We start from the raw sequence: 24,153 nt of genomic DNA on the forward strand, positions 1-24,153 counted from the left end.
ACTAAACCATGAGTGAACGAGAGAATACGCTCTTTAATGAGGGCGTAAGCCGTCGTAGTTTTATTACGCTCTGTACCGCGCTGGCGGCCTCGCTGGGGTTAAGCGGTAAGGCCTCCGCGCAGATTGCCGGAGCGCTGACCTCCCCTTCCCGTCCGCCGGTGATCTGGATTGGCGCGCAGGAGTGCACGGGCTGCACCGAGTCACTGCTGCGGGCAACGCATCCGACCGTCGAGAATCTGGTGCTTGACGTTATCTCGCTGGAATACCACGAAGTGCTTTCCGCCGCCTTTGGCCAGCAGGCAGAAGAGAACAAACATAACGCCATCGAACGCTACAAAGGTCAGTATGTGCTGGTGGTTGACGGATCTATTCCGTTAAAAGATGGCGGTATCTACTGCATGGTTGCTGGCAAACCAATCGCTGAACATATTCGCGAGGTCGCCGCGAATGCCAGCCACGTGATTGCCATTGGCTCCTGCGCCGCGTGGGGCGGTGTACCGGCCTCCGGCTGTAACCCGACCGGCGCGGTCTCGCTCCAGGACGTGATCCCGGATATTCCGGTGATCAACATTCCGGGCTGCCCGCCGAATCCGCATAACTTTCTCGCGACCGTCGCGCACCTCATCACCTTTAACCGTGCGCCAAAACTGGACGATAAACGCCGCCCCGCGTTTGCTTACGGTCGGCTAATCCACGAAAACTGCGAACGTCGTCCGCATTTTGACGCCGGACGCTTTGCCAGAGAGTTTGGTGACGAAGGCCATCGTCAGGGCTGGTGTCTGTACCATCTGGGCTGTAAAGGGCCGGAGACTTACGGCAACTGCTCCACGCTGGAGTTCTGCGACGTTGGCGGCGGCATCTGGCCGGTGGGGATCGGGCATCCGTGCTACGGCTGCAACGAAAAAAATATCGGCTTCACCAAAGGTATCGCTCAACTGGCGAATGTCAGCCAGCCGACGCCGCGTGCGGAAGTGCCGGATGTCCGGCGTACCGAAGGTGGTGCCGTTTCCCTGAGCGCTATCGGACTGCTGGGCGCGGTCGTTGGCGCGATCGGCGGCGTTAGCGTGATGGCAGTCAAGCAACTGGGGCAACCGCAGGCGACGGATAAAAAAGACGTGAAGACGGAGGAGCGGGCTTGAACAGACGTCACTTCTTTAAGGTCGCCTCCGGCGGACTGCTGCTGGCCGGGGCTGCGCCTGCCCTGCGAGCCGCAGAAACGCCGCGTCAGGCTGCCCCCGGCGCGGTAGGGATGCTATTCGACTCGACGCTCTGCGTGGGGTGTCAGTCCTGCGTGGCGGTCTGCCAGCAGATCAACAATCCGGGCGAGGCCGATTATCATCCCACTGATAATGGCCCGTCTGACAACACCTCGTCGGTTAACGACAAGCTCAGCGCGCGGACCAATAACATTATCCAGATCTGGCGCAGCGGTAACGGCGAGCATAAAAACCAGCTTCAGGACGGGTACGCCTTTATTAAAAAGCAGTGTATGCACTGTGTGGACCCGAACTGCGTCTCCGCCTGCCCGGTCTCGGCGCTGCAAAAAAATCCGGCCACCGGCATTGTGGGATACAACCCGGACGCCTGCACCGGCTGCCGCTATTGCATGGTCGCCTGCCCGTATAACGTGCCGAAATATGATTACAGCGATCCTTTCGGCGCGATCCATAAATGCGAACTGTGTAACCAGAAAGGCGTGGAGCGGCTGGACAACGGCCAGCTACCTGGCTGCACCGAAGTCTGTCCTACCGGCGCGGTGATTTTCGGCCATCGCGACGCGCTGCTGAAAGAGGCAAAAGCGCGCCTGGCCCTGACGCCCGGCTCGCGCTACGACTATCCGCGCCAGCAGGTCGGCAGCAAAGATACGTATTCGCAAACCGTCGCGCATTATCAATCGTCGGTGTATGGCGAAATCGAAGGCGGTGGCACGCAAGTGCTGGTGCTCTCCGCCATTCCTTTCCAGGAATTTGGCTTGCCCGCGCTGGGGCCGCAGTCAACCGGCTCCCGCGCCGAGCACGTCCAGCATACGTTGTACAAAGGCATGATGCTGCCTGCGGCGGCGCTGGCGGGTATCACCTGGCTGGTACACCGTAACAACAAGCAGCACGATGCCGCCCAGTCTGAAGAGGAGAAATCTCATGAGTGATCATACCCATCCGCTTCGTCCGCTGGGCGGAAAATTGTTTACCCGCGCGATCTATCTGTTCGCGCCGTTTGCGGCGATCTGCGGTCTGCTGATCGTCAAACGCCTGGTGATGGGAATGGGCGATGTCACCGCGCTGAACGGTGGCTACCCGTGGGGCGTGTGGATCTCTTTTGATCTGCTGGTCGGCACCGGCTTCGCCTGCGGCGGCTGGGCGCTGGCGTGGGCGGTGTATGTGTTTAATCGGGGGGATTATCACGATCTGGTCCGCCCGGCGCTGCTCGCCAGTCTGTTTGGCTATGGGCTTGGCGGGCTGTCGATCACCATCGATCTGGGACGCTACTGGAATGTGCCGCACTTCCTGATGCCCGGCTACTTCAATACCAATTCGGTGCTGTTTGAAACGGCCGCCTGTATGACAATTTACATCGGCATTATGTCGCTGGAAATGCTGCCCGCGCTGCTGGAGCGGCTGGGCTGGCAACGTCCATTGCGCAAGCTCAACCGGGTGATGTTTATTTTCATCAGCATCGGCGCGCTGCTGCCCTGTATGCACCAGTCATCGATGGGTTCCCTGATGATGATTGCTGGATACAAAGTCTACCCGCTCTGGCAAAGCTACGAGTTTTTGCCGCTGTTCTCGGTGCTGACCGCGTTCCTGATGGGCTTTTCGATCGTAATTTTTGAAGGGTCGCTGCTGAGAGCCAGCGCAACGTTTACCGCTGATGAAACGCCGCTGTTCAGCAAGCTCAGCCGGGTGATTAAGGCGTTGCTGTGGATCTTCGTCGTATTGCGGGTGGGCGAGATTATCTGGCGCGGCAAAGCTGGCCTGGTGCTGGCGGGTAACGGCTATTCCTGGCTGTTTATCACAGAACTGGCGCTGTTTATCCTGCCGCTGCTGATTTTGCATTCCGCCAGCCTTTGCCGCAGCCCGCGCGCCCTGTTCCTGTGCGCACTGTCCGTGCTGCTCGGCGCGGCGATGTGGCGTATCGATTATTCGCTTATCGCCTTTGATCCGGGCAACGGCTATCACTACTTTCCGACCGCCAGTGAACTGCTGATTTCCATCGGCTTTGTGGCGATTGAAGTCGTCGCTTACATCCTGATTATTCGTCTGCTGCCGATTTTACCGGCCAACGCAGCCCCTGTTGAGGTAAAACCATGAGTCAACGTATCACCATTGATCCTGTAACACGCATTGAAGGTCATCTGCGGATCGACTGTGAAATTGAAGACGGCAAAGTGGTGAAGGCCTGGTCGTCCGGCACCATGTGGCGCGGGATGGAGGAGATCGTCAAAGGCCAGGACCCGCGCGACGCGTGGATTATCGTCCAGCGTATTTGCGGCGTCTGCACCACCATTCATGCCATCGCCTCGGTGCGCGCGGTGGAAAATGCGCTGCAGATGGAGATCCCGCTGAACGCGCAGTATATCCGTAACCTGATCCTCTCCGCGCACCAGATCCACGATCATATCGTGCATTTTTATCAGCTCTCCGCCCTCGACTGGGTGGATATCACTGCCGCGCTGAAGGCCGATCCGTCTAAAGCGGAAGCCATGCTGAAAAATGTGTCCACCTGGCCGCTGAACAGCGCCGCAGAGTTTACCCGCGTACAGCATAAAGTTCAGGCGCTGGTGGACAGCGGACAACTGGGAATTTTTGCCAACGGCTACCAGGGCCATCCGGAAATGAAACTGTCGCCGGAGGTGAGCCTGATTGCGGTGGCGCACTATTTGCAGGCGCTGGAATGCCAGCGCGACGCCAACCGCATCGTGGCAATCCTCGGCGGCAAAACGCCGCATATCCAGAACCTGGCCGTCGGTGGCGTGGCAAACCCGATTAATACCGATGCGCCCGGCGTGCTTAACCTTGAACGTCTGATGTACGTGAAGTCGTTTATCGACAAGCTCAGCGATTTTATTGAGCAGGTGTATAAAGTGGACGCGGCAATTTTTGCCGCCAGCTACCCTGACTGGATGAAACTCGGTAAGGCGGCGGATTATTATCTGGCGGTGCCGGATATGCCGGTCAGCCGTAAAGGTGATGTATTCCGCATTCCCGGCGGGTATATGCAGGGCGCTGACTTCAACACTTTCCAGCCGATCGCCTCCCATAGCGATCCGTTTTTGATCAACGGCATTGAAGAGAGCGGCAAGCACGCCTGGTATCAGGATAACAGCCCGCAGAAACCATGGCAGGGCACCACCATTCCGCACTATACCGGCTGGCATGAGGACGACAAATACTCGTGGGTGAAAGCGCCAACCTTCTACGGCAAAACCGTGGAGGTCGGCCCGCTGGCGTGGCTGCTGTGCGGTCTGGCGTCGAAGCACGCCGGGACCGTGACGCATTATGACAGTATTGCCGCGCAGTATCAGGCGCTGACTGGCCATGCCTTAACCCACGATGCCCTGCAATCAACCTGGGGCCGCATTCTGGGACGCGCGGTTCGCACTTCCGTGCTGTGCGACGAACTCCAGGCGCAGTATCAGTTGCTGGTGGACAACATTGCCAAAGGCGATTGTGAGACCTTCATCAAACCGGTGTTCCCGGAAGGTGAAATTCGCGGCGTCGGCTTTGAAGAGGCGTCGCGCGGTATGTTGTCGCACTGGATCGTGATCAAGGACGGCAAAATTGCCAACTACCAGGCGGTCGTACCGTCAACCTGGAACGCCGGACCGCGCAATTTTAACGACGAACCGGGGCCGTATGAGCGCGCGCTGGTCGGCACGCCGGTGGTGGATGCGCAAAAACCGCTGGAAGTGGTGCGTACTGTTCACTCCTTTGACCCGTGCATGTCTTGCGCGGTGCATATGGTCGATTTACGCGGTAAGACGTTGAGTAAGGTAAAAATTCTGTAATGAATATCCTGCTGCTTGGCGTCGGAAACCTTCTGCTCAGTGATGAAGGTGTCGGCGTGCGGACCCTTGAAGCGCTGGAACAGCGCTTCTCTTTTCCCGACGGTGTAGTGCTCCAGGACGGCGGCACCTCGGGGATGGAACTGCTGGAAGTGATGGCCAGCCGCGATCTGATCGTGGTGGTGGATGCGGTACAAAGCGACAGTGAACCCGGGAGTCTGTTTATTCTTGAAGATAAAGACGTGCCCGCGTATTTCACCGAACGCCTTTCTCCGCATCAGCTTGGGCTGGCAGACGTGCTGATGGCGCTGCAAATGACCGACGAGTTTCCGCGCAAGCTGGTTCTGCTCGGTATAGAGCCTGCGTCGCTGGCACCGGGTATGGTACTCAGCCCGGTGGTGGCCCGCGCCATGGAAGCCGCCATTACTCAGGTTATTCGCATTCTGAATAATCACGGTATACAGGTTACCGCGCTGGAGGACAATCATGCCGGGTGAACGCATTGAAGGCTATGCTACCGATCCGTCTGCCCTGATTGAGCGCCTTTTTCAGCAGGTGGCGGAGCGCAGTATGGTCGGCCTGCCCTTTTACCGCCCGCAATTGCCAATTAAAGCCTGCGCCTTTCAGTTGCTTGAAGGGCAATTGTTCGGCGCGCTGCTGACGCCGTGGATGCTACAGCTAATGCTGCTGCCGGGACCGGGGCAGCGCTGGGATTACCGACGTGCCGACGAGCGGCTGGCGCTTGCCTTTCCGCAGGGCGAGATCCTGTTTCGCCCGGGAGAGATCGCACCGGATCTTTACTACCTGTCGTGCTCATTACTGTCGCCAGTCGATCCGGCGCTGAGCGCCGAGCGGGCGGTGGCGCTGGCGGAAAACAGCGTCAGGCTGGCGCTCTCGCTGCCGGTACGTCAGACGTCGGTGATTAATACCGGACGTCGCGCACTTCTGCGCGGCGCACTTTCCGCGAATAAGGGGTAGCCATGTGCATCGGCGTACCGGGAAAAATTGTCGCAGTGGGCGATTGCGTCCACGAACCGGCGTGGGTGGAAATTAATGCCATCAGGAGACAAATCAATATCTCCCTGATTTGCGAAAATTCGCCGCAGGAATTACTGGGCTGTTGGGTGCTGGTTCACGTCGGTTTTGCGATGAGCATGATCGATGAAGACGAAGCCGACAACATCATGGAGATGCTGAAAAAAATCACCGGGGAAGCCATGCTTCCCTGACTCCTACTTCAATAATGCCGCCAGAGCGGCGGTATTTTTTACTGACTATAAGGTTCCATCATGGGCGAAATTAGCGTTACCAAATTATTAGTGATCGTGGTGCTGGTTGCACTGGTCTTCGGCACCAAAAAACTTAGCTCGCTGGGCTCCGATCTCGGGACCGCGCTAAAAGGGTTTAAGAAAGCGATGGGCGACAGCGATAGCACGTCCCAGGATGCCGACTTTCATAATGAGCAACAGGCAGGAAGCCTGAAAGACACCGCCAGCAAATCAGAACAGGCATAACCATGTTTGGCTTTGGCTTCGGCGAACTGCTACTGGTTTTTGTTATCGGGCTGATTGTCCTGGGTCCGACGCGTCTGCCGGTGGTCGCCAGAACGGTGATATCGTGGATCGCCACCATCCGCTCGCTGGGTCAGTCGTTGCAAAATGAACTGGCACAGGAACTAAAGGTGCTGGAACTGGAGGACAAGCTGAAAGCGCTGGAATCCCTGAGCGCAGAAAGCCTGACGCCAGAGTTGAAAAGCTCGCTGGAGGCGCTGCGTCAGGCAACGGATGCCCTGCGACGTCCGCTGGAGGCTGAAGTGATCCCTGCGCCGACAATAGGGACAATCCAGTCAGCACCGGAGGAATGACGCTTTTCGCGCAGCCTCGGATTAGCGTCACTCTGTACCACGGTTGCCCGGCGGCGCTGCGCTTGCGCGGGCCTACGGGTTACGCATAACTTATTGATGTTGATGACTTTCGTAGACCAGGTAAGGCGCAGCCGCCACCCGGCAGCGCAACACCCCGGCGTAAGACTGTACCACGGTTGCCCGGCGGCGCTGCGCTTGCGCGGGCCTATGGGTTACGCATAACTTATTGATGTTGATGAGTTTCGTAGACCGGGTAAGGCGCAGCCGCCACCCGGCAGCGCAACACCCCGGCGTAACTCTGTACCACGGTTGCCCGGCGGCGCTGCGCTTGCGCGGGCCTACGGATTACGCATAACTTATTGATGTTGATGAGTTTCGTAGGCCGGGTAAGGCGCAGCCGCCACCCGGCAGCGCAACGCCCCGGCGTAAGACTGTACCACGGTTGCCCGGCAGCGCTGCGCTTGCGCGGGCCTACGGGTTACGCATAACTTATTGATGTTGATGACTTTCGTAGGCCGGGTAAGGCGCAGCCGCCACCCGGCAATACGGTGTACAGAAGGGAGAAAACCGTTAACCGTCGATTTCCGCCAGGTCGCCTTTCTCCTGCAACCAGTTACGGCGATCTTCGGAGCGTTTTTTGGCAAGCAGCATATCCATCATCGCATTGGTGCGCTGGTCATCTTCGTCGCTGATAGTAAGCTGCACCAGGCGGCGGGTATTCGGATCAAGCGTGGTTTCACGTAGCTGCATCGGGTTCATCTCGCCCAGCCCTTTAAAGCGCTGCACATTAGGTTTGCCCTTTTTACGTTTAAGCTGCTCCAGCACGCCGGTCTTTTCTTCTTCGGTCAGCGCGTAATACACTTCTTTCCCCAAATCGATACGGTATAACGGCGGCAGCGCGACATAGACGTGGCCATGTTTGACAAGGGTGCGGAAGTGCTTCACAAACAGCGCGCACAGCAGCGTGGCGATGTGCAGCCCGTCAGAGTCGGCATCTGCAAGAATACAGATTTTGCCGTAGCGCAGCTGGCTCAGATCTTCACTGTCCGGGTCGATGCCGATCGCCACCGAAATATCGTGCACTTCCTGCGAGGCCAGCACTTCGTCGGAAGAGACTTCCCAGGTGTTGAGGATCTTACCCTTCAGCGGCATGATCGCCTGATATTCACGGTCGCGCGCCTGCTTGGCGGAGCCACCTGCCGAATCCCCTTCCACCAGAAACAACTCGGTGCGATTGAGATCCTGCGCGGTACAGTCCGCCAGTTTACCCGGCAACGCCGGACCGCTGGTCAGTTTCTTACGTACCACTTTCTTCGCCGCACGCAGGCGGCGCTGGGCGCTGGAAATCGCCATCTCGGCCAGCATTTCTGCGGCCTGTACGTTCTGGTTCAGCCACAGGCTGAAGGCGTCTTTCACCACGCCCGAGACAAACGCTGCGCACTGGCGCGACGAGAGACGTTCTTTAGTCTGCCCGGCAAACTGCGGGTCCTGCATTTTCACCGACAGCACGTAGGCGCAGCGGTCCCAGATATCTTCAGCGGAGAGCTTCACGCCGCGCGGCAGAATATTGCGGTACTCGCAGAATTCGCGCATGGCGTCGAGCAGCCCCTGGCGCAGGCCGTTAACGTGCGTGCCGCCCTGCATCGTCGGGATCAGGTTAACGTAGCTTTCAGTCAGCAGCTCACCGCCTTCCGGTAGCCACAGTAGCGCCCATTCCACGGCTTCAGTGTCGCCCGCCAGATTGCCAACGAAAGGTTTTTCCGGCAGCGTAGGTAAACCGTTGACCGCCTCGCAGAGATAGTCATTAAGACCATCTTCGTAGCACCAGCGCTGTTCAGCGTTGTTTACGTTATCTTTAAAAGTGATTTCCACGCCCGGGCAGAGCACCGCTTTGGCTTTCAGCAGGTGCGTCATGCGCGAGACAGAGAAGCGCGGACTGTCGAAAAAGCTTTCGTCCGGCCAGAAATGAACGCTGGTACCGGTATTGCGTTTTCCGCAGGTACCGACCACTTTTAAGTCTTCGACTTTTTCACCGTTCTCAAACGCGATGCGATAAACCTGCCCATCGCGGCGGACCGTCACTTCTACGCGCTTTGACAGGGCGTTAACGACGGAGATCCCCACGCCGTGAAGACCACCGGAAAACTGGTAGTTTTTGTTAGAGAATTTGCCGCCCGCATGCAAACGGCAGAGGATCAGCTCAACCGCCGGTACGCCCTCTTCCGGGTGAATATCCACCGGCATACCACGGCCATCGTCAATGACTTCCAGCGACTGATCGGCATGTAAAATGACGTCCACGCGTTTGGCGTGGCCTGCCAGTGCTTCATCCACACTGTTATCAATGACTTCCTGACCCAGGTGGTTAGGACGAGTAGTGTCAGTATACATTCCCGGACGGCGGCGAACCGGCTCAAGCCCGGTGAGTACCTCAATGGCATCAGCGTTATATGATTGCGTCATGGTGTTTTCGTAGGTCGTTCTGGCCGCTTAGCGCAGGCCGAGAAAATCGATAATCTGTGAGAAATGATCGTCAAAGCCAACAAATGCATGATTTCCGCCCTCTTCAACGGTCTGACGGCAGGCGTCAAAATAGTCCACCGCCTGACGGTAATCAAGCACCTCGTCCCCGGTCTGTTGCAGCAGCCAGATAAGATCCGGCGCTTCCAGCGGGTCGATTTGCATCACTTTGAGATCGTAAATATGGCGAGACTCTAGCACATATTGCTGGCCTGTGTAGGGATTCTCGTTATGGCCCAGGTAATCCGCCAGCAGTTCAAAAGGACGAACCGCCGGATTGACCACCACGGCCGGTAACATAAAGCACTGCGACAGCCAGGTGGCATAATAACCGCCCAGCGACGAGCCGACGATACCCAGCGGCTCGCCACCCAACTCCAGCACCAGCGACTCCAGCAGTTCCGCTGCCTGGGCCGGGAAAACGGGCAACTGCGGCGTCACCATCTCAATATCAGGATAGTGTGTTGCCAGCCAGTCACGCAGCGCGGTCGCTTTTGCCGAGCGCGGCGAGCTATTAAAACCGTGCAGATAAAGAAGCGTAGACATCAATATCCTTCTGAGGCGGTATCCGGGCTAAATTGGGTGCTCTGTAAACGGCACACCTGCGTTACCACCGTGCCGTCGTCGTGCAACTCCAGCCAGCGCCAGCCGGGAGCGATGGTGTCGAGCGTAAAGCTGGCGCAGTGAGGCTTAAATTGAACGCAGGTGGATGGCGTTGCCATCATCCGGCGGCCGTTCCAGTCGAGGTCCAGCTCCTGGTGAATATGCCCGCACAGCATGTGTTTTACACGGGGAAAGCGCGTCAGCACGTTATCCAGCTCTTGCGCGTTGCGCAGGCTGTGTTGATCGAGCCAGCCGCAGCCGGCCGGGAGTGGATGATGGTGAAGTAACAGCAACGTATGGCGGTCGGTCGACTCGGCTAACTTACGCTCCAGCCATTCAAGCTGAAACTCGCTTAGCTCACCGTGTGGGACGCCGAACACCTGGCTGTCGAGCAGCAGAATTTGCCAGTGGTCACCCACCCACACTCGCTTTGCCGGCGAAATACCAGCTTCCTGAAGCGCGCTGTACATGGCAGGCTGAAAATCATGGTTCCCCGGTAACCAAACGCAGGGCGCAGCGAAGCCTGCGATACCCTCAGCAAAGTGCTGATAGGCCGCAGCAGATTGATCCTGAGCTAAATCACCTGTCGCCACGATGAGATCGCATTCACGCTGTTGGGCATGAATAGCGGTCAGTACCGCCTGATAGCTTTCCCAGGTATTTACGCCCAGTAGCGTCTCGTGTTTTTCAGCAAACAGGTGAGTATCAGTAATTTGCAGTATCTTCACTTTGGCCCCACCAGCCAAAGGAAGCGTTAACAGGCTTTCCAAATGGTGTCCTTAGGTTTAACGACGCTATAAAACCGGAATCGCCATCGCTCCATGTGCTAAACAAAATCGTAGCCAGTCGGCTAAAAACTGATTAATTTGATGCTTTTCGTCGCGTTGATGCAACTTTTTATTCGGATAATCATACCGCGCTTTGAAGCGAAAGATCTGCTGGGTTGAACACACTTCCGCGACCATGGCGTCATGATACAGGCGAACCGACATTGATGGCAGGCTCCAGTAACTGACGGCGGGCGCGGTTTGCTCAATCTCCACCAGCGTAGTGTAGCGGGTAGACTCCTGAATAGTTAACCGGTACTGCGCGTTGGCCACCTGATAACTTGCGGTCTCGCCTGGCGCGTCATTTCGCGGCAGCAGACGGCGGAGCTGGGCGAAATTGGTTTCGCACAGACGCATCATTTCGGGGAAGTCAGGTGTATAACGCTTCATTTTTTCCACTCATTCATTAACTCTTGATAATGTAGCTGTAGCCATTGCAGCGCGATGACCGAAGCCGCGTTGTCGATTTTCCCCTCTTCAACCCATTGATAAGCCTGTTCCCGACTTACCACATGAACCCGAATATCTTCGTTTTCATCAGCCAGACCGTGGATTCCTTCTGCGGTCGTGGCGTCCACTTCCCCCACCATTAAGGAGAGGCGTTCACTGGTGCCACCCGGACTTGCCAGATAGCTCATAAATTTTTTTACGCGCCCGACGTCAAGGCCCGCTTCTTCTACCGCTTCGCGCCGCGCGACCTGCTCGACACTCTCGCCCTCTTCAATCATTCCGGCGACCAGTTCCAGCAACCACGGGCTTTCGCTAGTATCGTAGGCGGCAATGCGGATCTGCTCCACCAATACCACTTCATCGCGCACCGGGTCAAAGGGTAGCAAGACGGCGGCGTGCCCGCGTTCAAAAATTTCACGCTGCACTTCGCCGCTCATTTCACCGCTAAACAGGCGATGGCGGAAACGGTATAAATCGAGTGAAAAAAAACCGCTGTACAGTTTTTCACGTGCAATAATTTCTATATCATTTTTTGTATAGGTTACCGCCAGTCCATTTTGTCTGGTCATGATTATCTCCGGGTGACAATAGTGATGAAATTGTGGATTTCTCGCCAGTTTAACTACGGTTTCACAAACTCTATGGTAGATTGGTGCCCATTGATGCCAGATGGCACATAACGCCAACCTTTGAGACTGGCAGATTCTGATACAATCGGCGATTATTTTTTGAATTTGTTTTAGCGCTAAAAATGCTTCTCAACAAGGAATGCAAATGAAGAAATTGCTCCCCATCCTTATCGGCCTGAGCCTGACCGGCTTCAGCGCAGTAAGCCAGGCAGAGAACCTGTTGCAGGTTTATCAGCAGGCGCGTTTAAGCAACCCGGACCTGCGTAAGTCAGCAGCCGATCGCGATGCGGCATTCGAAAAAATTAACGAAGCGCGTAGTCCCTTACTGCCACAGCTGGGCCTGGGTGCAGATTATAACTACAGCAATGGTTTTCGCGATAGTAATGGTCTGGACACCACGTCAAAAAGTGCCTCCCTGCAATTAACGCAGACTATCTTCGATATGTCGAAATGGCGCGCCCTGACGCTGCAAGAAAAATCAGCCGGTATTCAGGACGTCACCTGGCAGGCCGATCAGCAAACGCTGATCCTGAACACGGCCACAGCATATTTTAATGTACTAAGCGCCATCGATGCACTTTCCTATACCGAAGCGCAGAAACAGGCTATCTATCGCCAGTTAGACCAGACGACCCAGCGTTTTAACGTCGGGCTGGTGGCAATTACCGACGTCCAGAACGCCCGTTCACAGTACGACACCGTGCTGGCGAATGAAGTTACTGCCCGTAACAATCTGGATAACGCAGTAGAATCACTGCGCCAGGTCACCGGTAATTATTATCCTGAGCTGGCCTCACTGAACGTCGACACATTTAAAACGAACCGCCCTGAAGCAGTGAACAATCTGCTGAAAGAGGCCGAAAAACGTAACCTGACGTTGTTACAGGCACGTCTGAATCAGGATCTGGCACGCGAGCAAATTCGCCAGGCGCAGGATGGCCATCTGCCCACTCTGGATTTAACCGCTTCAACCGGCGTGTCTGACACCTCATACAGCGGTTCAAAAACCCGTGGCGCGGCCGGATCGCAATACGATGATAACAACGCAGGCCAGAACCAGGTAGGCCTGAGCTTCTCGCTGCCAATTTATCAGGGCGGGATGGTGAATTCTCAGGTTAAACAGGCGCAGTATAACTTCGTCGGTTCCAGCGAACAGCTGGAAAGCGCGCATCGCAGCGTCGTGCAGAACGTGCGTTCCTCTTATAACAACATCAATGCTTCTATTAGTAGCATCAATGCCTATAAGCAGGCCGTGGTTTCCGCCCAAAGCTCTCTGGATGCTTCTGAAGCCGGTTACACCGTTGGTACGCGTACTATTGTTGATGTACTGGACGCGACCACCACACTGTATAACGCCAAGCAGCAACTCTCCAGCGCTCGCTACAACTACCTGATTAATCAGCTCAATATCAAAAATGCCCTTGGCACGCTGAACGAACAGGATCTGGCCTCGCTGAACAGTACGCTGGGTAAAACCGTGCCAACGACGCCGGAAAGCGTGGCACCGGAAGACGCCTCGCAGGCGGCCAGCGCGGACGGCTATTCCGCGACGGCAGTGCAACCCGCTTCAGCGCGCCGTTAAGCCATTTCGTCAGGCGGGACGCCAGTCCCGCCTGAACGTAAGACAACGTAAAGATCCCCTTCCCGCTTCATTTTCGCCCCCCCATCCTCTATCCTGAGCACTATTCATCACGCAATACCTCTGGGTCTGGAAAATAACGATGAAACGGACAAAAACCATTAATTATGCCACGTTCCGCAAAAGCTGGAGCGCGCGCCACCTTCCACCGGGCGCCTTTGCCGTTACTGCCGCGTTTATGCTGGCAGGCTGCGAGAAAACCGACGAAACGGTGTCAACTTATCTCAACGCTGACGACTGCGCCTCGGCGAACCCTGGCAAGAGCGCGGAATGTACTACCGCGTATAACAACGCGCTGAAAGAAGCGGAACGTACCGCACCGAAATACGCCACGCGGGAAGACTGCGTCGCGGAATTCGGCGAGGGCCAGTGCCAGCAGGCTCCCGCGCAGGCGGGTATGGCCCCGGAAAATCAGGCGCAGGCCCAGTCCAGCGGCGGCTTCTGGATGCCGCTGATGGCGGGCTATATGATGGGCCGCCTGATGAGCGGCGGCGCAGGTTTTGCCCAGCAGCCGCTGTTTAGCTCGCGTAACCCGGCAAGCCCGGCCTACGGACAGTACACCGACGCCAGCGGTAAGAATTACGGCGCTGCCCAGCCGGGCCGCACTATGAACGTGCCGAAAACCGCGATGGCCCCGAAACCGGCCACCACCTCAACCATCACTCGCGGCGGCTTTGGTGAATCGGTAGCAAAACAATCCGCCATGCAGCGCAGTAGCGCCTCGGGCAGTTCCTCCCGTTCAATGGGCGGCTGACCGGCATGGAAAGGATCAGCATTAGCGAACGCCCCAACTGGCGGGAGAAGGCCACCGAATACGGGTTTAATTTTCACACTCTGTACGGCGAGCCGTACTGGTGTGAAGAGGCTTACTACAAACTCACGCTGGCGCAGGTCGACAAGCTGGAAGAGGTGACGGCAGAACTGCATCAGCTATGCCTGAAAGTGGTGGAGAAAGTCATCGCCAGCGATGCGCTGATGACCAAATTCTGCATTCCGAAGCATACCTGGGGTTTTGTTCGCCAGTCGTGGCAAACCCATCAGCCCTCGCTGTACTCGCGCCTCGATCTGGCGTGGGACGGCACCGGCGAACCGAAGCTGCTGGAGAATAACGCCGATACGCCAACCTCGCTGTATGAAGCGTCTTTCTTCCAGTGGCTGTGGCTGGAAGATCAGCTTAATGCAGGCCAGTTACCTGCGGGAAGCGATCAGTTTAATAGCCTTCAGGAAAAGCTGATTGAACGCTTTAGCGAACTGCGTGAGCAGCATGGTTTCCAGCTCCTGCATTTAACCTGCTGCCGCGATACGGTTGAAGATCGCGGCACGGTACAGTATCTCCAGGACTGCGCTGCCGAAGCGGGCCTTGCTACTGAGTTCCTGTATATCGAAGATATTGGCCTTGGCGAAAAAGGTCAGTTTACTGATTTGCAGGATCAGGTCATCAGTAATTTGTTTAAGCTGTACCCGTGGGAATATATGCTGCGCGAAATGTTTTCCACCAAGCTCGAGGACGCTGGCGTGCGCTGGCTCGAACCGGCGTGGAAGAGCATTATTTCTAACAAAGCGCTGCTGCCGATGCTGTGGGAAATGTTCCCGGATCACCCGAACCTGCTGCCGGCGTACTTCGCGCAAGACGATCATCCTGTAATGGATAAGTACGTTGTGAAGCCGATTTTTTCCCGCGAAGGGGCCAATGTCTCGATCGTCGAAAACGGCAAAATCCTCGAAGAAGTTGAGGGGCCATATGGTGAGGAAGGGATGATCGTCCAGCAGTTTCACCCGCTGCCGAAGTTCGGTGACAGCTATATGCTGATTGGCAGCTGGCTGATTAACGACCAGCCTGCGGGGATTGGGATTCGCGAAGATCGGGCGCTGATTACCCAGGATTTGTCACGGTTTTATCCGCATATTTTTGTGGAGTAAGCCACGCGATCCCTTTAACAGGGGATACATGTGACAAAGGTGGTCCTTCCGTTCACTTCAATTTCCCGGGATCAACGGCATTATCGTGTCGGTGAACGTGCCAGGGCGGCTCAAAAGCCGCCGCCCAGGCGACCCGGGCGTCCGGCCCGTAAATCGCCGCTTCGCGGTTCCCTCGTCTTATTCCCTCCGGCTTCGGGTCGGGCGCGAGCTTTACATCCTGTAAAGCACACGCCCGCGACGCGCGTCCATGCGCGTCGCCCCGGCCTGCGGGAAACGACTCGGCGATTTACAGCCGGACACAACCCGCGCTGATAGCCTGAAAACTCACTCAGCCGTTTTGCTTACTGATAGCTTTAATTATCTATCCCACCAGCACCGACAACATACTCAAACTCCCCATCTCAATGCCGTCAACCGGGATGGTCACCGGCTCTTCACCATCCCATGCGCCGAGAATATAAAGCAGCGGCAGGAAATGGTCTGCCGTCGGGTTCGACAACGCGCCGCCCTCGTGATCCAGATAGTTCACCAGCGGATGTTCCTCCACCTCGCCCTGCCAGGTCAGATTCGCTTTCACGAAATCGTTAAACGATGTGGCCCACGGGTACGGCGTGTTTTCACCGTGCCAGCGCACGGTGCGCAGGTTATGGACGACGTTACCACTGGCAACCAGCATAATGCCTTCATCGCGTAACGCGGCCAGCTTACGCCCCATTTCAAGATGCCACGCGGCCGGTTTGGTGCTGTCCACGCTGAGCTGCACCATCGGAATATCCGCGTTGGGGTACATTTTGATCAACACGCCCCACGAACCGTGGTCAAAACCCCATGCTTCTTGATCCAGCGTAACCGGGACCGGCGCAAGCAGATCGACCAGACGCTGAGCCAGCGCGGGCGAACCCGGTGCCGGGTAATGCGTGTCGTACAGCGCCTGCGGGAAACCGCCGAAATCATGGATTGTTTTTGGGGTTTCCATCGCCGTCACGCCAGTACCACGCGTGAACCAGTGCGCGGAGATCACCACAATGGCTTTGGGACGCGGCAGGCTTTGACCCAGTTGCTGCCAGGCTCGTGTATAACGATTATCTTCAAGCACATTCATCGGGCTACCATGGCCTAAAAAAAGTGCTGGCATACGGGAACGGGACATGGTGATATCCTTACAAAGAGTATAATTTGATAACATCACAGTACGCCTTTTTTACATCTGATGAACTCAGATAAGCGTGATGATGATCGTCAGAAAATTTGAATGTAAGGATTGTTAAAGGCCGGGCATACCCTCTCGGACATTATGGAAGATGCCTCTATCATGAATGAGAATCATTATCAAAAGGAGTAGTAAATGTCAGTACCTTTAATTCTGACCGTGCTCGCCGGCGCTGCCACCTTTATTGGGGCAGTTCTCGGCGTACTGGGCCAGAAGCCATCCAACCGCTTACTGGCGTTTTCGCTCGGCTTCGCCGCCGGGATCATGCTGCTCATTTCGCTCATGGAGATGCTACCTGCCGCGCTGGCGACGAAGAATATGCCGCCGGTCCTCGGCTACGGCATGTTTATCGTCGGGCTACTGGGCTACTACGGGCTGGATCGTCTTCTTCCTCATTCTCATCCGCAGGATCTGATGCAGGAAAGCGCCCTTCCTGCCACGCGTAAAATCCGCCGCACGGCCATTCTGCTGACGCTGGGTATTAGCCTGCACAACTTCCCGGAAGGTATCGCCACCTATGTCACGGCGAGCAACAATCTGGAGCTGGGGTTCGGCATCGCGCTGGCGGTTGCGCTGCATAATATTCCGGAAGGTCTGGCAGTTGCCGGTCCGGTATACGCGGCGACAGGTTCGCGGGGGAAAGCGGTATTCTGGGCGGGGATTTCAGGCCTCGCGGAAATTTTCGGCGGGGTGCTGGCCTGGCTTATCCTCGGTAGCATGATGTCGCCAGTGGTGATGGCCGCCATTATGGCTGCCGTTGCGGGAATTATGGTGGCGCTGTCGGTAGATGAACTGATGCCACTGGCAAAAGAGATCGACCCGCATAATAACCCAAGTTATGGCGTGCTGTGCGGGATGTCGGTGATGGGGTTAAGTCTGGTGCTGCTGCAAACGATTGGATTTGGCTGAAGTTTTTAGCGCCGGGAAGTACGTGCCCGGTAATGCCACGCTCAAACCATAGGCCCGGTAAGCGCAGCGCCACCGGGCAGGATTGCCGCTCTTAGCTGGCTTTTTGCTCGTGTTCCTGACGATACGCTACCAAATCTTCAATGGTGACCACTGCCATATTATGCTCGCGCGCAAATGTAATACACTCCGGCGCGCGCGCCATCGAACCATCGTCGTTGGTTAACTCACACAATACGCCGGTCGGCTTAAAGCCCGCTAACGTTACCAGATCGATGGTCGCTTCAGTATGACCACCACGCGTCAACACGCCGCCCGGCTGCGCGCGCCGCGGGAAGACATGGCCAGGACGGTTAAGGTCAGACGGTTTTGCGTTATCGGCAATCGCGGCGCGGACGGTGGTCACACGGTCAGCGGCAGACACGCCGGTGGTCACGCCTTCAGCAGCTTCAATGGTAACGGTGAAGCCAGTACCGTAAGCGCTGGTGTTGTTTTCAACCATCATCGGCAGGTCAAGCTGCTGACGACGCTCTTCGGTAATGCACAGGCAGACGATGCCGCTGCCGTGACGGATGGTCAGTGCCATCTGTTCAGTGGTCATGGTTTCTGCGGCGAAGATCATATCGCCTTCGTTTTCACGACTTTCGTCGTCCAGCACCATTACACCGCGGCCTTCGCGCAGCGCAACAACAGCCTGTTCTACGCGCTCAAACGCATTACCAAAGGAAGAAAAAAGAGTCTGATTCATGGTAAAAAAACCTCATTAACATTATGGTTACCAGAATCAGGGCAGACTTAGGAGTCAAAAAAATAACGTGCGCAGGCCGGGCCTGTTGGATCGTTACTCTCTCCCATCCGGACTTTAACCGTCGGCCCCGGAATTACACCGGATCTGCTGACCTTCCGGCAAAGCCAGAAGCGCTCGCGGGCTTTCGACAAAGGTCGATTTACCGCCGGTGGGGAATTACACCCCGCCCTGAGAATAAGCACAGCAACTATAACGCTGTTAACCACATTGGGCAATCCATTCATTTCAAACAATTGTTTATAGAGTGGCTTTCTCAAACTACAATAATGGCAGAGCCTATCTGATCAGGAAACGACAATGATTGACCCGAAAAAAATTGAACAAATCGCCCGTCAGGTCCATGAATCGATGCCGAAGGGAATTCGCGACTTCGGGGAAGATGTAGAAAAGAAAATCCGTCAGGTACTGCAATCGCAGCTTACCCGTCTGGATTTAATCAGTCGTGAAGAGTTTGATGTTCAGACCCAGGTACTGCTGCGTACCCGTGAAAAGCTGGCGCTACTAGAACAGCGTCTGACCGATCTTGAGGGCCGTTCACAGACCACCACGACGGAAGTGAAACCTGCTCCGGCGATCCCACCGGTCGATTCGCAGGACTAATCGCCCGGTAAAGTGGCCCGGTATTTATCGGGCCATCGAGTTGATGACAAACCTGTTTTGCTACTGTGTTCGCTGTTTTGCCGGGTGGCGGCTTCGCCTTACCCAGCCTACAAAAAACATGAACATCAATACGTTATGCGTAAACCGTAGGCCTGTGCAAGCGAAGCGCCGCCAGGCATAATTCCACGGTATAATGTTTGTCAGCAGCCTGAATGGCCCGGTATTTACCGGGCCATTATTTTTATTCGCATACCGTCTGACGTTGATAAAACTCGTAGCGCTGACAGAACCAGCTACGATGCTCTTCATCCATATTTCCGGTTACGTTACTGATATCGATCTGGCGTCCTTCCCTCTGCATCCTGGCAAAACTGCGCGCCAGAAAGTCAAAGTTCTGTACCGAGTACAAGTCCTGTTCGTTCATTTCTACCGCATCTCCCATGTTTTTTTTAAGCGTAGGTCAAATTCCGCAAGGCGTACGTGAGAGTGAAACAAAATTGATCTGAGTGGGTAAAAAGTGTGCGATTATTTATGTGCGGGAGAGAATGATGCCGGATGGCGCTGCGCTTATCCGGCCTACGTCTGATGCAATCTGTCGCCCCGGTAAGCGCAGCGTCATCGAAGAATAACAACGCCAGACCGTAGCCCCGGCAAGCGCAGCATCACCGAAGAATAACAACGCCAGACCGTAACCCCGGCAAGCGCAGCGTCACCGCGGAATAACAACGCCAGACCGTAGCCCCGGCAAGCACAGCATCACCGAAGAATAACAACGCCAGACCGTAGCCCCGGTAAGCGCAGCGTCACCGGGGAAGTAGCCGCTTACTTTTGACTGTCTTTCTGGATCTTACGAATGATATTGGTCGTCGAGCAGCCATCTTCAAAATTGAGCACCAGCACCTCGCCGCCGTTGGCCCAGACTTCTTCACTGCCGGCGATGTCTTCCGGTTTGTAGTCGCCGCCTTTCACCAGCAGATCCGGCAGAATGCCAGCAATCAGACGTTGCGGCGTATCTTCTTCAAACGAGACCACCCAGTCCACCGCTTCCAGCGCGCCGAGTACGATCATCCGCTGTTCCAGCGGGTTAACCGGACGCGAGTCACCTTTCAGCCGTTTAGTGGACGCGTCGCTGTTGACCGCGACAATCAGGCGATCGCCGAGTTTGCGGGCGTTAGCGAGATAAGACACGTGACCGGCATGGAGAATATCGAACACGCCGTTGGTCATCACCACTTTCTCGCCGCGTTTGCGCGCCGCCGCTACGGCTTCCCGAAGTTCCTCTTCATCCATCACGCCAAAGCCGGTTTCCGAACGGCCACGCACCGCGTTTTCCAGCTCAATGGGCGACACCGTTGAGGTCCCCAACTTGCCGACCACCACGCCTGCCGCGGCGTTGGCGAAGTAGCAGGCCTCTTCCAGCGTATTACCCGCAGCCAGCGTCGCCGCCAGCACGCCAATCACCGTATCGCCTGCGCCGGTGACGTCATAGACTTCCTGCGCCTGCGTCGGCATATGCAACGGTTCTTTGCCCGGTTGCAGCAATGTCATCCCCTGCTCGGAGCGCGTCACCAGCAGGGCGCTAAGATCGAAATCGGCAATAATCTTCATGCCACGTTCAACCAGTTCCGCTTCGCTCTGGCATTTCCCGGCTACCGCCTCAAACTCGGAAAGGTTCGGCGTTAATAATGTCGCGCCACGGTAGCGCTCAAAATCAGTGCCTTTCGGGTCAATCAGCACCGGCACGTTGGCCTGACGCGCCAGGGCAATCATTTGCCGGACGCTCTCTAACGCGCCTTTGGCATAATCAGAGAGCACCAGCGCCCCCACATGGCTGAGCGCCTGCTGAATACGATCGTGCATCGGCTGCGGATCGACCCCGGCGAAGCCTTCTTCAAAATCGAGACGGATTAATTGCTGATTACGCGACAAAACGCGCAGTTTGGTGATGGTCGGATGCGTCGGCACAGAAACGAAATCGCACTTCACGTTAACATCAGCCAGCGATTGACTCAGCGCACGCGCGGCGTCGTCAATTCCGGTCAGGCCAACCAGACGCGACGCCGCGCCCAGCGAAGCTATGTTCATCGCCACGTTCGCCGCGCCGCCAGGACGCTCCTCGATGGTATCCACTTTCACCACCGGCACCGGCGCTTCCGGTGAAATACGGCTGGTAGGGCCGTACCAGTAGCGATCCAGCATCACGTCACCAACGACCATGACGTCTGCGCGGGTAAATTCTGGCAGCGTTACTTTCATTCCTGTCTCCTGAGAGATTCATCAGTCATACGTTTTATTGCGCGCGATAATATCACACCTGTTCTGATGTGCACGGCTCCACCAGCCACTTCTGCCAGCTGGCGCTAACCAGCGCGCGTTCTGCGGCAAACGCATCCTGCGGCAAATGCCCCGGCTGCTCCTGAAGCGCGAGGTGGTGCAGTTCATCGCGCAGCGTAGTATATGCCCCGGTCAGTGCCTGCGCCTCCTGCTCATCCATAATGTCATTTTGCGCCAGCAGTTCCAGGATGCGCACATTGTCTGACCAGCGGGTGAGCTTCGGTTGTTGATGGGCGTAACGCAGCACCAGATACTGCGCGATAAATTCGATATCAGTAATGCCGCCCGCGTCGGTTTTGATATCAAAGCGATCGCGGTGTTTGTTGCCAAGATGGGCGCGCATTTTCTCGCGCATCTCACGCACCTCGGTTTGCAATTTCTCGCCCTCACGCGGCGCGCTTAAAATATCACGGCGGATGGCGTCAAACTGCTGATTGAGCAACGGATCGCCGTACACCACCCGGGCGCGTACCAGCGCCTGATGCTCCCAGGTCCACGCCTCATTTTTCTGATAATCAGCAAAGGCTTCGGCAGTGGTGACTAACATCCCCGCCGCGCCAGAAGGCCGCAGCCGGGCATCGACGTCATACAGAATGCCCGACGAGGTACGGGTACTGAACAGATGCATAATCCGCTGCGCCAGCCGCAGGTAGAACTGACGGCCGTCGATGTCGCGGTCGCCATCGGTCATAACGTCCATTGGACAATCGTGCAGAAACACTAAATCGAGATCGGAACTGTAGCCCAGCTCCCAGCCGCCGAGCTTACCGTAGCCAATCACCGCAAAGCCACGACCTTCACGCTCGCCGAGATGCGCAGGACGTCCGTAACGGGCGACCATTTGCGTCCACGCCTGCTGGACTACCGCGTCAATCATCGCCTCCGCCAGCCAGGTTAAGTGATCGCTCACTTTCATCACCGGTAGCGTCCCGGCGATATCCGCCGCCGCAATACGCAGCAGTTGCGCCTGTTTAAACTGGCGCAGCGCTTCAAGCTGCTGTTCTTCGTCTTCCTCTGGCACCCGCAGCAAATACTGGCGTAGTTCATCGCGGTAGGCATCGGTGGCGGTAGGCTGATAAAGCGTACCCGGATCGAGAAGCTCATCCAGCAGCAGCGGATAACGCGCCAGCTGGCTGGCCACCATCGGCGAGGCGGCGCAGAGGGTAATCAAGTGTTTAAGCGCGCCGGGAAACTCGCTCAGCAATTCGAGGTAGGTCGTGCGGGTGACGATGCCGGTAAGTAGCGGCATCAGGCGGGAGAGCGGCACCGGAACGTCGTCACGCGAGCAGACATCGGCCAGCAGATGCGGCATCAGGTGATCCAGCACCTGCCGACCGCGTGGGCCAATGGTGCGTTTATCCAGCTCTTTACGGAAATCGGCGATCAGCGCCACCACTCGCTGTCGGTCCACATCGCTGAGATGCGCCAGTACCGGCGTCGCGTCTTCCTCCTGCAACGCATCCTGCCACAGTTCGCGCCAGCTTTCCGAAAGTTGCTCGTCATGGCTGTCAGGATCATCATCACCGATCAGCTCGTTAAAGACCTGACGCACGCGGCGCATATGCTGTTCCAGCGCGGTTTCCAGCGTCGCCCAGTCGGCGAGGCGCATCCCCCACGCCAGCCGCGCCCGGTTAAGATCGTCGCCCGGCAGGGTCTGGGTCTGCTCATCGTTAATGCTTTGCAGCAGATTCTCCAGCCGCCGCAAAAACAGATATGCTTCGCGCAGGGCCGTTACATCCTCTTCCGGCAGCAGATGCAGCGCTGAGATAGCCGTCAGCGTCGGCAGCAATGCGCGAAGCTGTAATGACGGTTCGCGCCCGCCGCGAATAAGCTGGAACACCTGCACGATAAACTCAATTTCGCGGATACCGCCCGCGCCGAGTTTGATGTTGTCCTTCAGGCCGCGACGCCTGACTTCACGGGCGATCATGCCCTTCATATTACGTAAGGACTGGATGACGCTGAAATCGATATAGCGGCGGAAGACAAACGGACGCAGCATAGCGCGCAGTTCGCTGGCGTAAACGCCCTCGTTATCGCCCATAATGCGCGCTTTAACCATCGCATAGCGCTCCCAGTCGCGGCCCTGCTCCTGGTAATAATCTTCCAGCGCGGCAAAACTTAGTACCAGCGGGCCGCTGTCGCCAAATGGCCGCAGGCGCATATCCACCCGATAAACAAAACCGTCCTGAGTGGGCTGATCCAGCGCTTTAATCAGCCGTTGCCCGAGGCGGGTAAAAAACTGCGCGTTATCCAGCTCGCGACGCCCGCCCTGCGTGGAGCCTTTCTCCGGCCAGGCAAAAATCAGATCGATATCCGAAGAGAAGTTCAGCTCGCCGCCGCCCAGCTTGCCCATCCCCAGGATCAGCAGCGGCTGCGCCTCGCCACGGGCGTTGCACGGCGTGCCCCACTCCCGGCAGCAGGCCGCGTACAGCCAGTCGCGGGCGGCGACAATCAGCGTTTCCGCCAGCGCGCTGAGTTGCTGTAACGTCGCTTCTTCGCTCACCAGCATCAGCGCCTGCGCCCAGGCAATGCGCACCATGATCCGGCGACGGAACAGGCGCAGGGCGTGCATCAATACCGCATCGTCGTTCACCGACGCCAGCGTCTCCTGCAACCATTGCGCATACTGCCGCCACTCCTCCGCCTGCGGCGGATCGCTCTCCAGCGCCGTCAGCCATTCAGGATGCGCCACCACGCCCTGCTGAACGAAATCACTGAAAGTAAGCACTGACTGCGCCTGCTCACTGAGCGTCTGTACCGGAAAATCGTCCGGCAGGCGCTCAAGTACGGTATGCCAGTGCTGCTGTAAGGGCGTAGAAAGCGGCATCATCGGGGATA

24 protein-coding genes and 1 riboswitch are annotated in these 24,153 nt (G+C 56.7%); of the genes, 14 read left to right on the forward strand and 10 right to left on the reverse strand.

Annotated elements, in window-relative coordinates; all coding sequences use genetic code 11:
• The first annotated feature begins 8 nt into the window (after positions 1–8).
• Genes hybO through tatB form a run of 9 tightly spaced genes read left to right on the forward strand, consistent with a single transcriptional unit; the run spans position 9 to position 6,866 of the window.
• Positions 9–1,139 (forward strand): hydrogenase 2 small subunit, encoded by a 1,131-nt coding sequence (hybO, locus tag CHU32_RS14615; protein WP_103676940.1) that lies wholly within the window; start codon positions 9–11, stop codon positions 1,137–1,139.
• A complete protein-coding gene (gene hybA, locus CHU32_RS14620; protein WP_103750874.1) occupies positions 1,136–2,146 on the forward strand; it encodes a hydrogenase 2 operon protein HybA in 1,011 nt (336 codons plus the stop codon). Before hybO ends, hybA begins: the two co-directional genes overlap by 4 nt.
• Complete coding sequence (hybB, locus tag CHU32_RS14625) at positions 2,139–3,308, forward strand: Ni/Fe-hydrogenase cytochrome b subunit (protein WP_103676942.1); 1,170 nt, start codon at positions 2,139–2,141, stop codon at positions 3,306–3,308. Before hybA ends, hybB begins: the two co-directional genes overlap by 8 nt.
• Positions 3,305–5,005 (forward strand): hydrogenase 2 large subunit, encoded by a 1,701-nt coding sequence (hybC, locus tag CHU32_RS14630; protein ID WP_103676943.1) that lies wholly within the window; start codon positions 3,305–3,307, stop codon positions 5,003–5,005. Before hybB ends, hybC begins: the two co-directional genes overlap by 4 nt.
• Complete coding sequence (locus tag CHU32_RS14635; protein ID WP_103676944.1) at positions 5,005–5,499, forward strand: HyaD/HybD family hydrogenase maturation endopeptidase; 495 nt, start codon at positions 5,005–5,007, stop codon at positions 5,497–5,499. Before hybC ends, CHU32_RS14635 begins: the two co-directional genes overlap by 1 nt.
• Positions 5,489–5,980, forward strand: a complete 492-nt coding sequence (gene hybE / locus CHU32_RS14640) for a [NiFe]-hydrogenase assembly chaperone HybE (RefSeq protein ID WP_103676945.1) — start codon at positions 5,489–5,491, stop codon at positions 5,978–5,980. Before CHU32_RS14635 ends, hybE begins: the two co-directional genes overlap by 11 nt.
• 2 nt (positions 5,981–5,982) lie before the next feature.
• The gene (hybG, locus tag CHU32_RS14645; RefSeq protein ID WP_103676946.1) at positions 5,983–6,231 is read left to right on the forward strand and encodes a hydrogenase maturation factor HybG; all 249 of its coding nucleotides are present in this window, start codon (positions 5,983–5,985) and stop codon (positions 6,229–6,231) included.
• A gap of 60 nt (positions 6,232–6,291) precedes the next feature.
• Positions 6,292–6,516, forward strand: coding sequence for a twin-arginine translocase TatA/TatE family subunit (tatA, locus tag CHU32_RS14650; RefSeq protein ID WP_103676947.1), 225 nt, complete (start codon positions 6,292–6,294; stop codon positions 6,514–6,516).
• A gap of 2 nt (positions 6,517–6,518) precedes the next feature.
• Positions 6,519–6,866 carry a Sec-independent protein translocase protein TatB gene (tatB, locus tag CHU32_RS14655; RefSeq protein WP_103676948.1) on the forward strand — a complete coding sequence of 116 codons (348 nt, stop codon included), beginning with the start codon at positions 6,519–6,521 and terminating at the stop codon, positions 6,864–6,866.
• Positions 6,867–7,436: 570 nt separating this feature from the next.
• Here the strand turns inward: tatB and parE are convergent.
• Genes parE through nudF form a run of 5 tightly spaced genes read right to left on the reverse strand, consistent with a single transcriptional unit; the run spans position 7,437 to position 11,835 of the window.
• Positions 7,437–9,329, reverse strand: a complete 1,893-nt coding sequence (parE, locus tag CHU32_RS14660) for a DNA topoisomerase IV subunit B (RefSeq protein WP_103676949.1) — start codon at positions 9,327–9,329, stop codon at positions 7,437–7,439.
• Positions 9,330–9,356: 27 nt separating this feature from the next.
• A complete protein-coding gene (gene yqiA, locus CHU32_RS14665) occupies positions 9,357–9,932 on the reverse strand; it encodes an esterase YqiA (RefSeq protein WP_103676950.1) in 576 nt (191 codons plus the stop codon).
• Positions 9,932–10,759 carry a 3',5'-cyclic-AMP phosphodiesterase gene (gene cpdA, locus CHU32_RS14670; protein WP_103676951.1) on the reverse strand — a complete coding sequence of 276 codons (828 nt, stop codon included), beginning with the start codon at positions 10,757–10,759 and terminating at the stop codon, positions 9,932–9,934. Before cpdA ends, yqiA begins: the two co-directional genes overlap by 1 nt.
• Before the next feature lie 24 nt (positions 10,760–10,783).
• Positions 10,784–11,206 (reverse strand): DUF1249 family protein, encoded by a 423-nt coding sequence (locus CHU32_RS14675; RefSeq protein WP_103676952.1) that lies wholly within the window; start codon positions 11,204–11,206, stop codon positions 10,784–10,786.
• Positions 11,203–11,835, reverse strand: a complete 633-nt coding sequence (nudF, locus tag CHU32_RS14680) for an ADP-ribose diphosphatase (RefSeq protein WP_103676953.1) — start codon at positions 11,833–11,835, stop codon at positions 11,203–11,205. The genes CHU32_RS14675 and nudF overlap by 4 nt, the downstream gene beginning before the upstream one ends.
• Positions 11,836–12,034: 199 nt before the next feature.
• Here nudF and tolC point away from each other — a divergent pair, with 199 nt between their 5' ends.
• From tolC to CHU32_RS14695, 3 genes are all read left to right on the forward strand, one after another.
• Positions 12,035–13,477 carry an outer membrane channel protein TolC gene (gene tolC / locus CHU32_RS14685; protein ID WP_281258337.1) on the forward strand — a complete coding sequence of 481 codons (1,443 nt, stop codon included), beginning with the start codon at positions 12,035–12,037 and terminating at the stop codon, positions 13,475–13,477.
• A gap of 139 nt (positions 13,478–13,616) precedes the next feature.
• A complete protein-coding gene (locus tag CHU32_RS14690) occupies positions 13,617–14,288 on the forward strand; it encodes a DUF1190 family protein (RefSeq protein WP_103750875.1) in 672 nt (223 codons plus the stop codon).
• Between the two features lie 5 nt (positions 14,289–14,293).
• On the forward strand, positions 14,294–15,454 hold the full coding sequence (locus CHU32_RS14695; protein ID WP_103676956.1) for a glutathionylspermidine synthase family protein: 1,161 nt from the start codon (positions 14,294–14,296) through the stop codon (positions 15,452–15,454).
• A gap of 361 nt (positions 15,455–15,815) precedes the next feature.
• Here the strand turns inward: CHU32_RS14695 and ygiD are convergent, their stop codons facing one another.
• A complete protein-coding gene (gene ygiD, locus CHU32_RS14705) occupies positions 15,816–16,604 on the reverse strand; it encodes a 4,5-DOPA-extradiol-dioxygenase (protein WP_103750876.1) in 789 nt (262 codons plus the stop codon).
• A gap of 195 nt (positions 16,605–16,799) precedes the next feature.
• Here ygiD and zupT point away from each other — a divergent pair, with 195 nt between their 5' ends.
• A complete protein-coding gene (zupT, locus tag CHU32_RS14710; RefSeq protein WP_103676958.1) occupies positions 16,800–17,573 on the forward strand; it encodes a zinc transporter ZupT in 774 nt (257 codons plus the stop codon).
• Positions 17,574–17,664: 91 nt separating this feature from the next.
• Here zupT and ribB read toward each other — a convergent pair whose 3' ends face one another.
• Complete coding sequence (gene ribB / locus CHU32_RS14715) at positions 17,665–18,318, reverse strand: 3,4-dihydroxy-2-butanone-4-phosphate synthase (protein ID WP_103750877.1); 654 nt, start codon at positions 18,316–18,318, stop codon at positions 17,665–17,667.
• 91 nt (positions 18,319–18,409) lie between these two features.
• Positions 18,410–18,558, reverse strand: a riboswitch (FMN riboswitch).
• A gap of 117 nt (positions 18,559–18,675) precedes the next feature.
• Here ribB and ubiK point away from each other — a divergent pair.
• Positions 18,676–18,978 (forward strand): ubiquinone biosynthesis accessory factor UbiK, encoded by a 303-nt coding sequence (ubiK, locus tag CHU32_RS14720; protein WP_103676960.1) that lies wholly within the window; start codon positions 18,676–18,678, stop codon positions 18,976–18,978.
• A gap of 241 nt (positions 18,979–19,219) precedes the next feature.
• Here ubiK and glgS read toward each other — a convergent pair whose 3' ends face one another.
• From glgS to glnE, 3 genes are all read right to left on the reverse strand, one after another.
• A complete protein-coding gene (gene glgS / locus CHU32_RS14725) occupies positions 19,220–19,402 on the reverse strand; it encodes a cell surface composition regulator GlgS (RefSeq protein WP_103677025.1) in 183 nt (60 codons plus the stop codon).
• Positions 19,403–19,800: 398 nt separating this feature from the next.
• A complete protein-coding gene (gene hldE, locus CHU32_RS14735) occupies positions 19,801–21,234 on the reverse strand; it encodes a bifunctional D-glycero-beta-D-manno-heptose-7-phosphate kinase/D-glycero-beta-D-manno-heptose 1-phosphate adenylyltransferase HldE (RefSeq protein ID WP_103676962.1) in 1,434 nt (477 codons plus the stop codon).
• A 52-nt stretch (positions 21,235–21,286) separates the two neighbouring features.
• Positions 21,287–24,145 carry a bifunctional [glutamate--ammonia ligase]-adenylyl-L-tyrosine phosphorylase/[glutamate--ammonia-ligase] adenylyltransferase gene (gene glnE, locus CHU32_RS14740; protein WP_103676963.1) on the reverse strand — a complete coding sequence of 953 codons (2,859 nt, stop codon included), beginning with the start codon at positions 24,143–24,145 and terminating at the stop codon, positions 21,287–21,289.
• Between the last annotated feature and the right edge of the window lie 8 nt (positions 24,146–24,153).

This window comes from Superficieibacter electus (assembly GCF_002915575.1).
GTDB classification, from domain to species: Bacteria; Pseudomonadota; Gammaproteobacteria; order Enterobacterales; family Enterobacteriaceae; genus Superficieibacter; species Superficieibacter electus.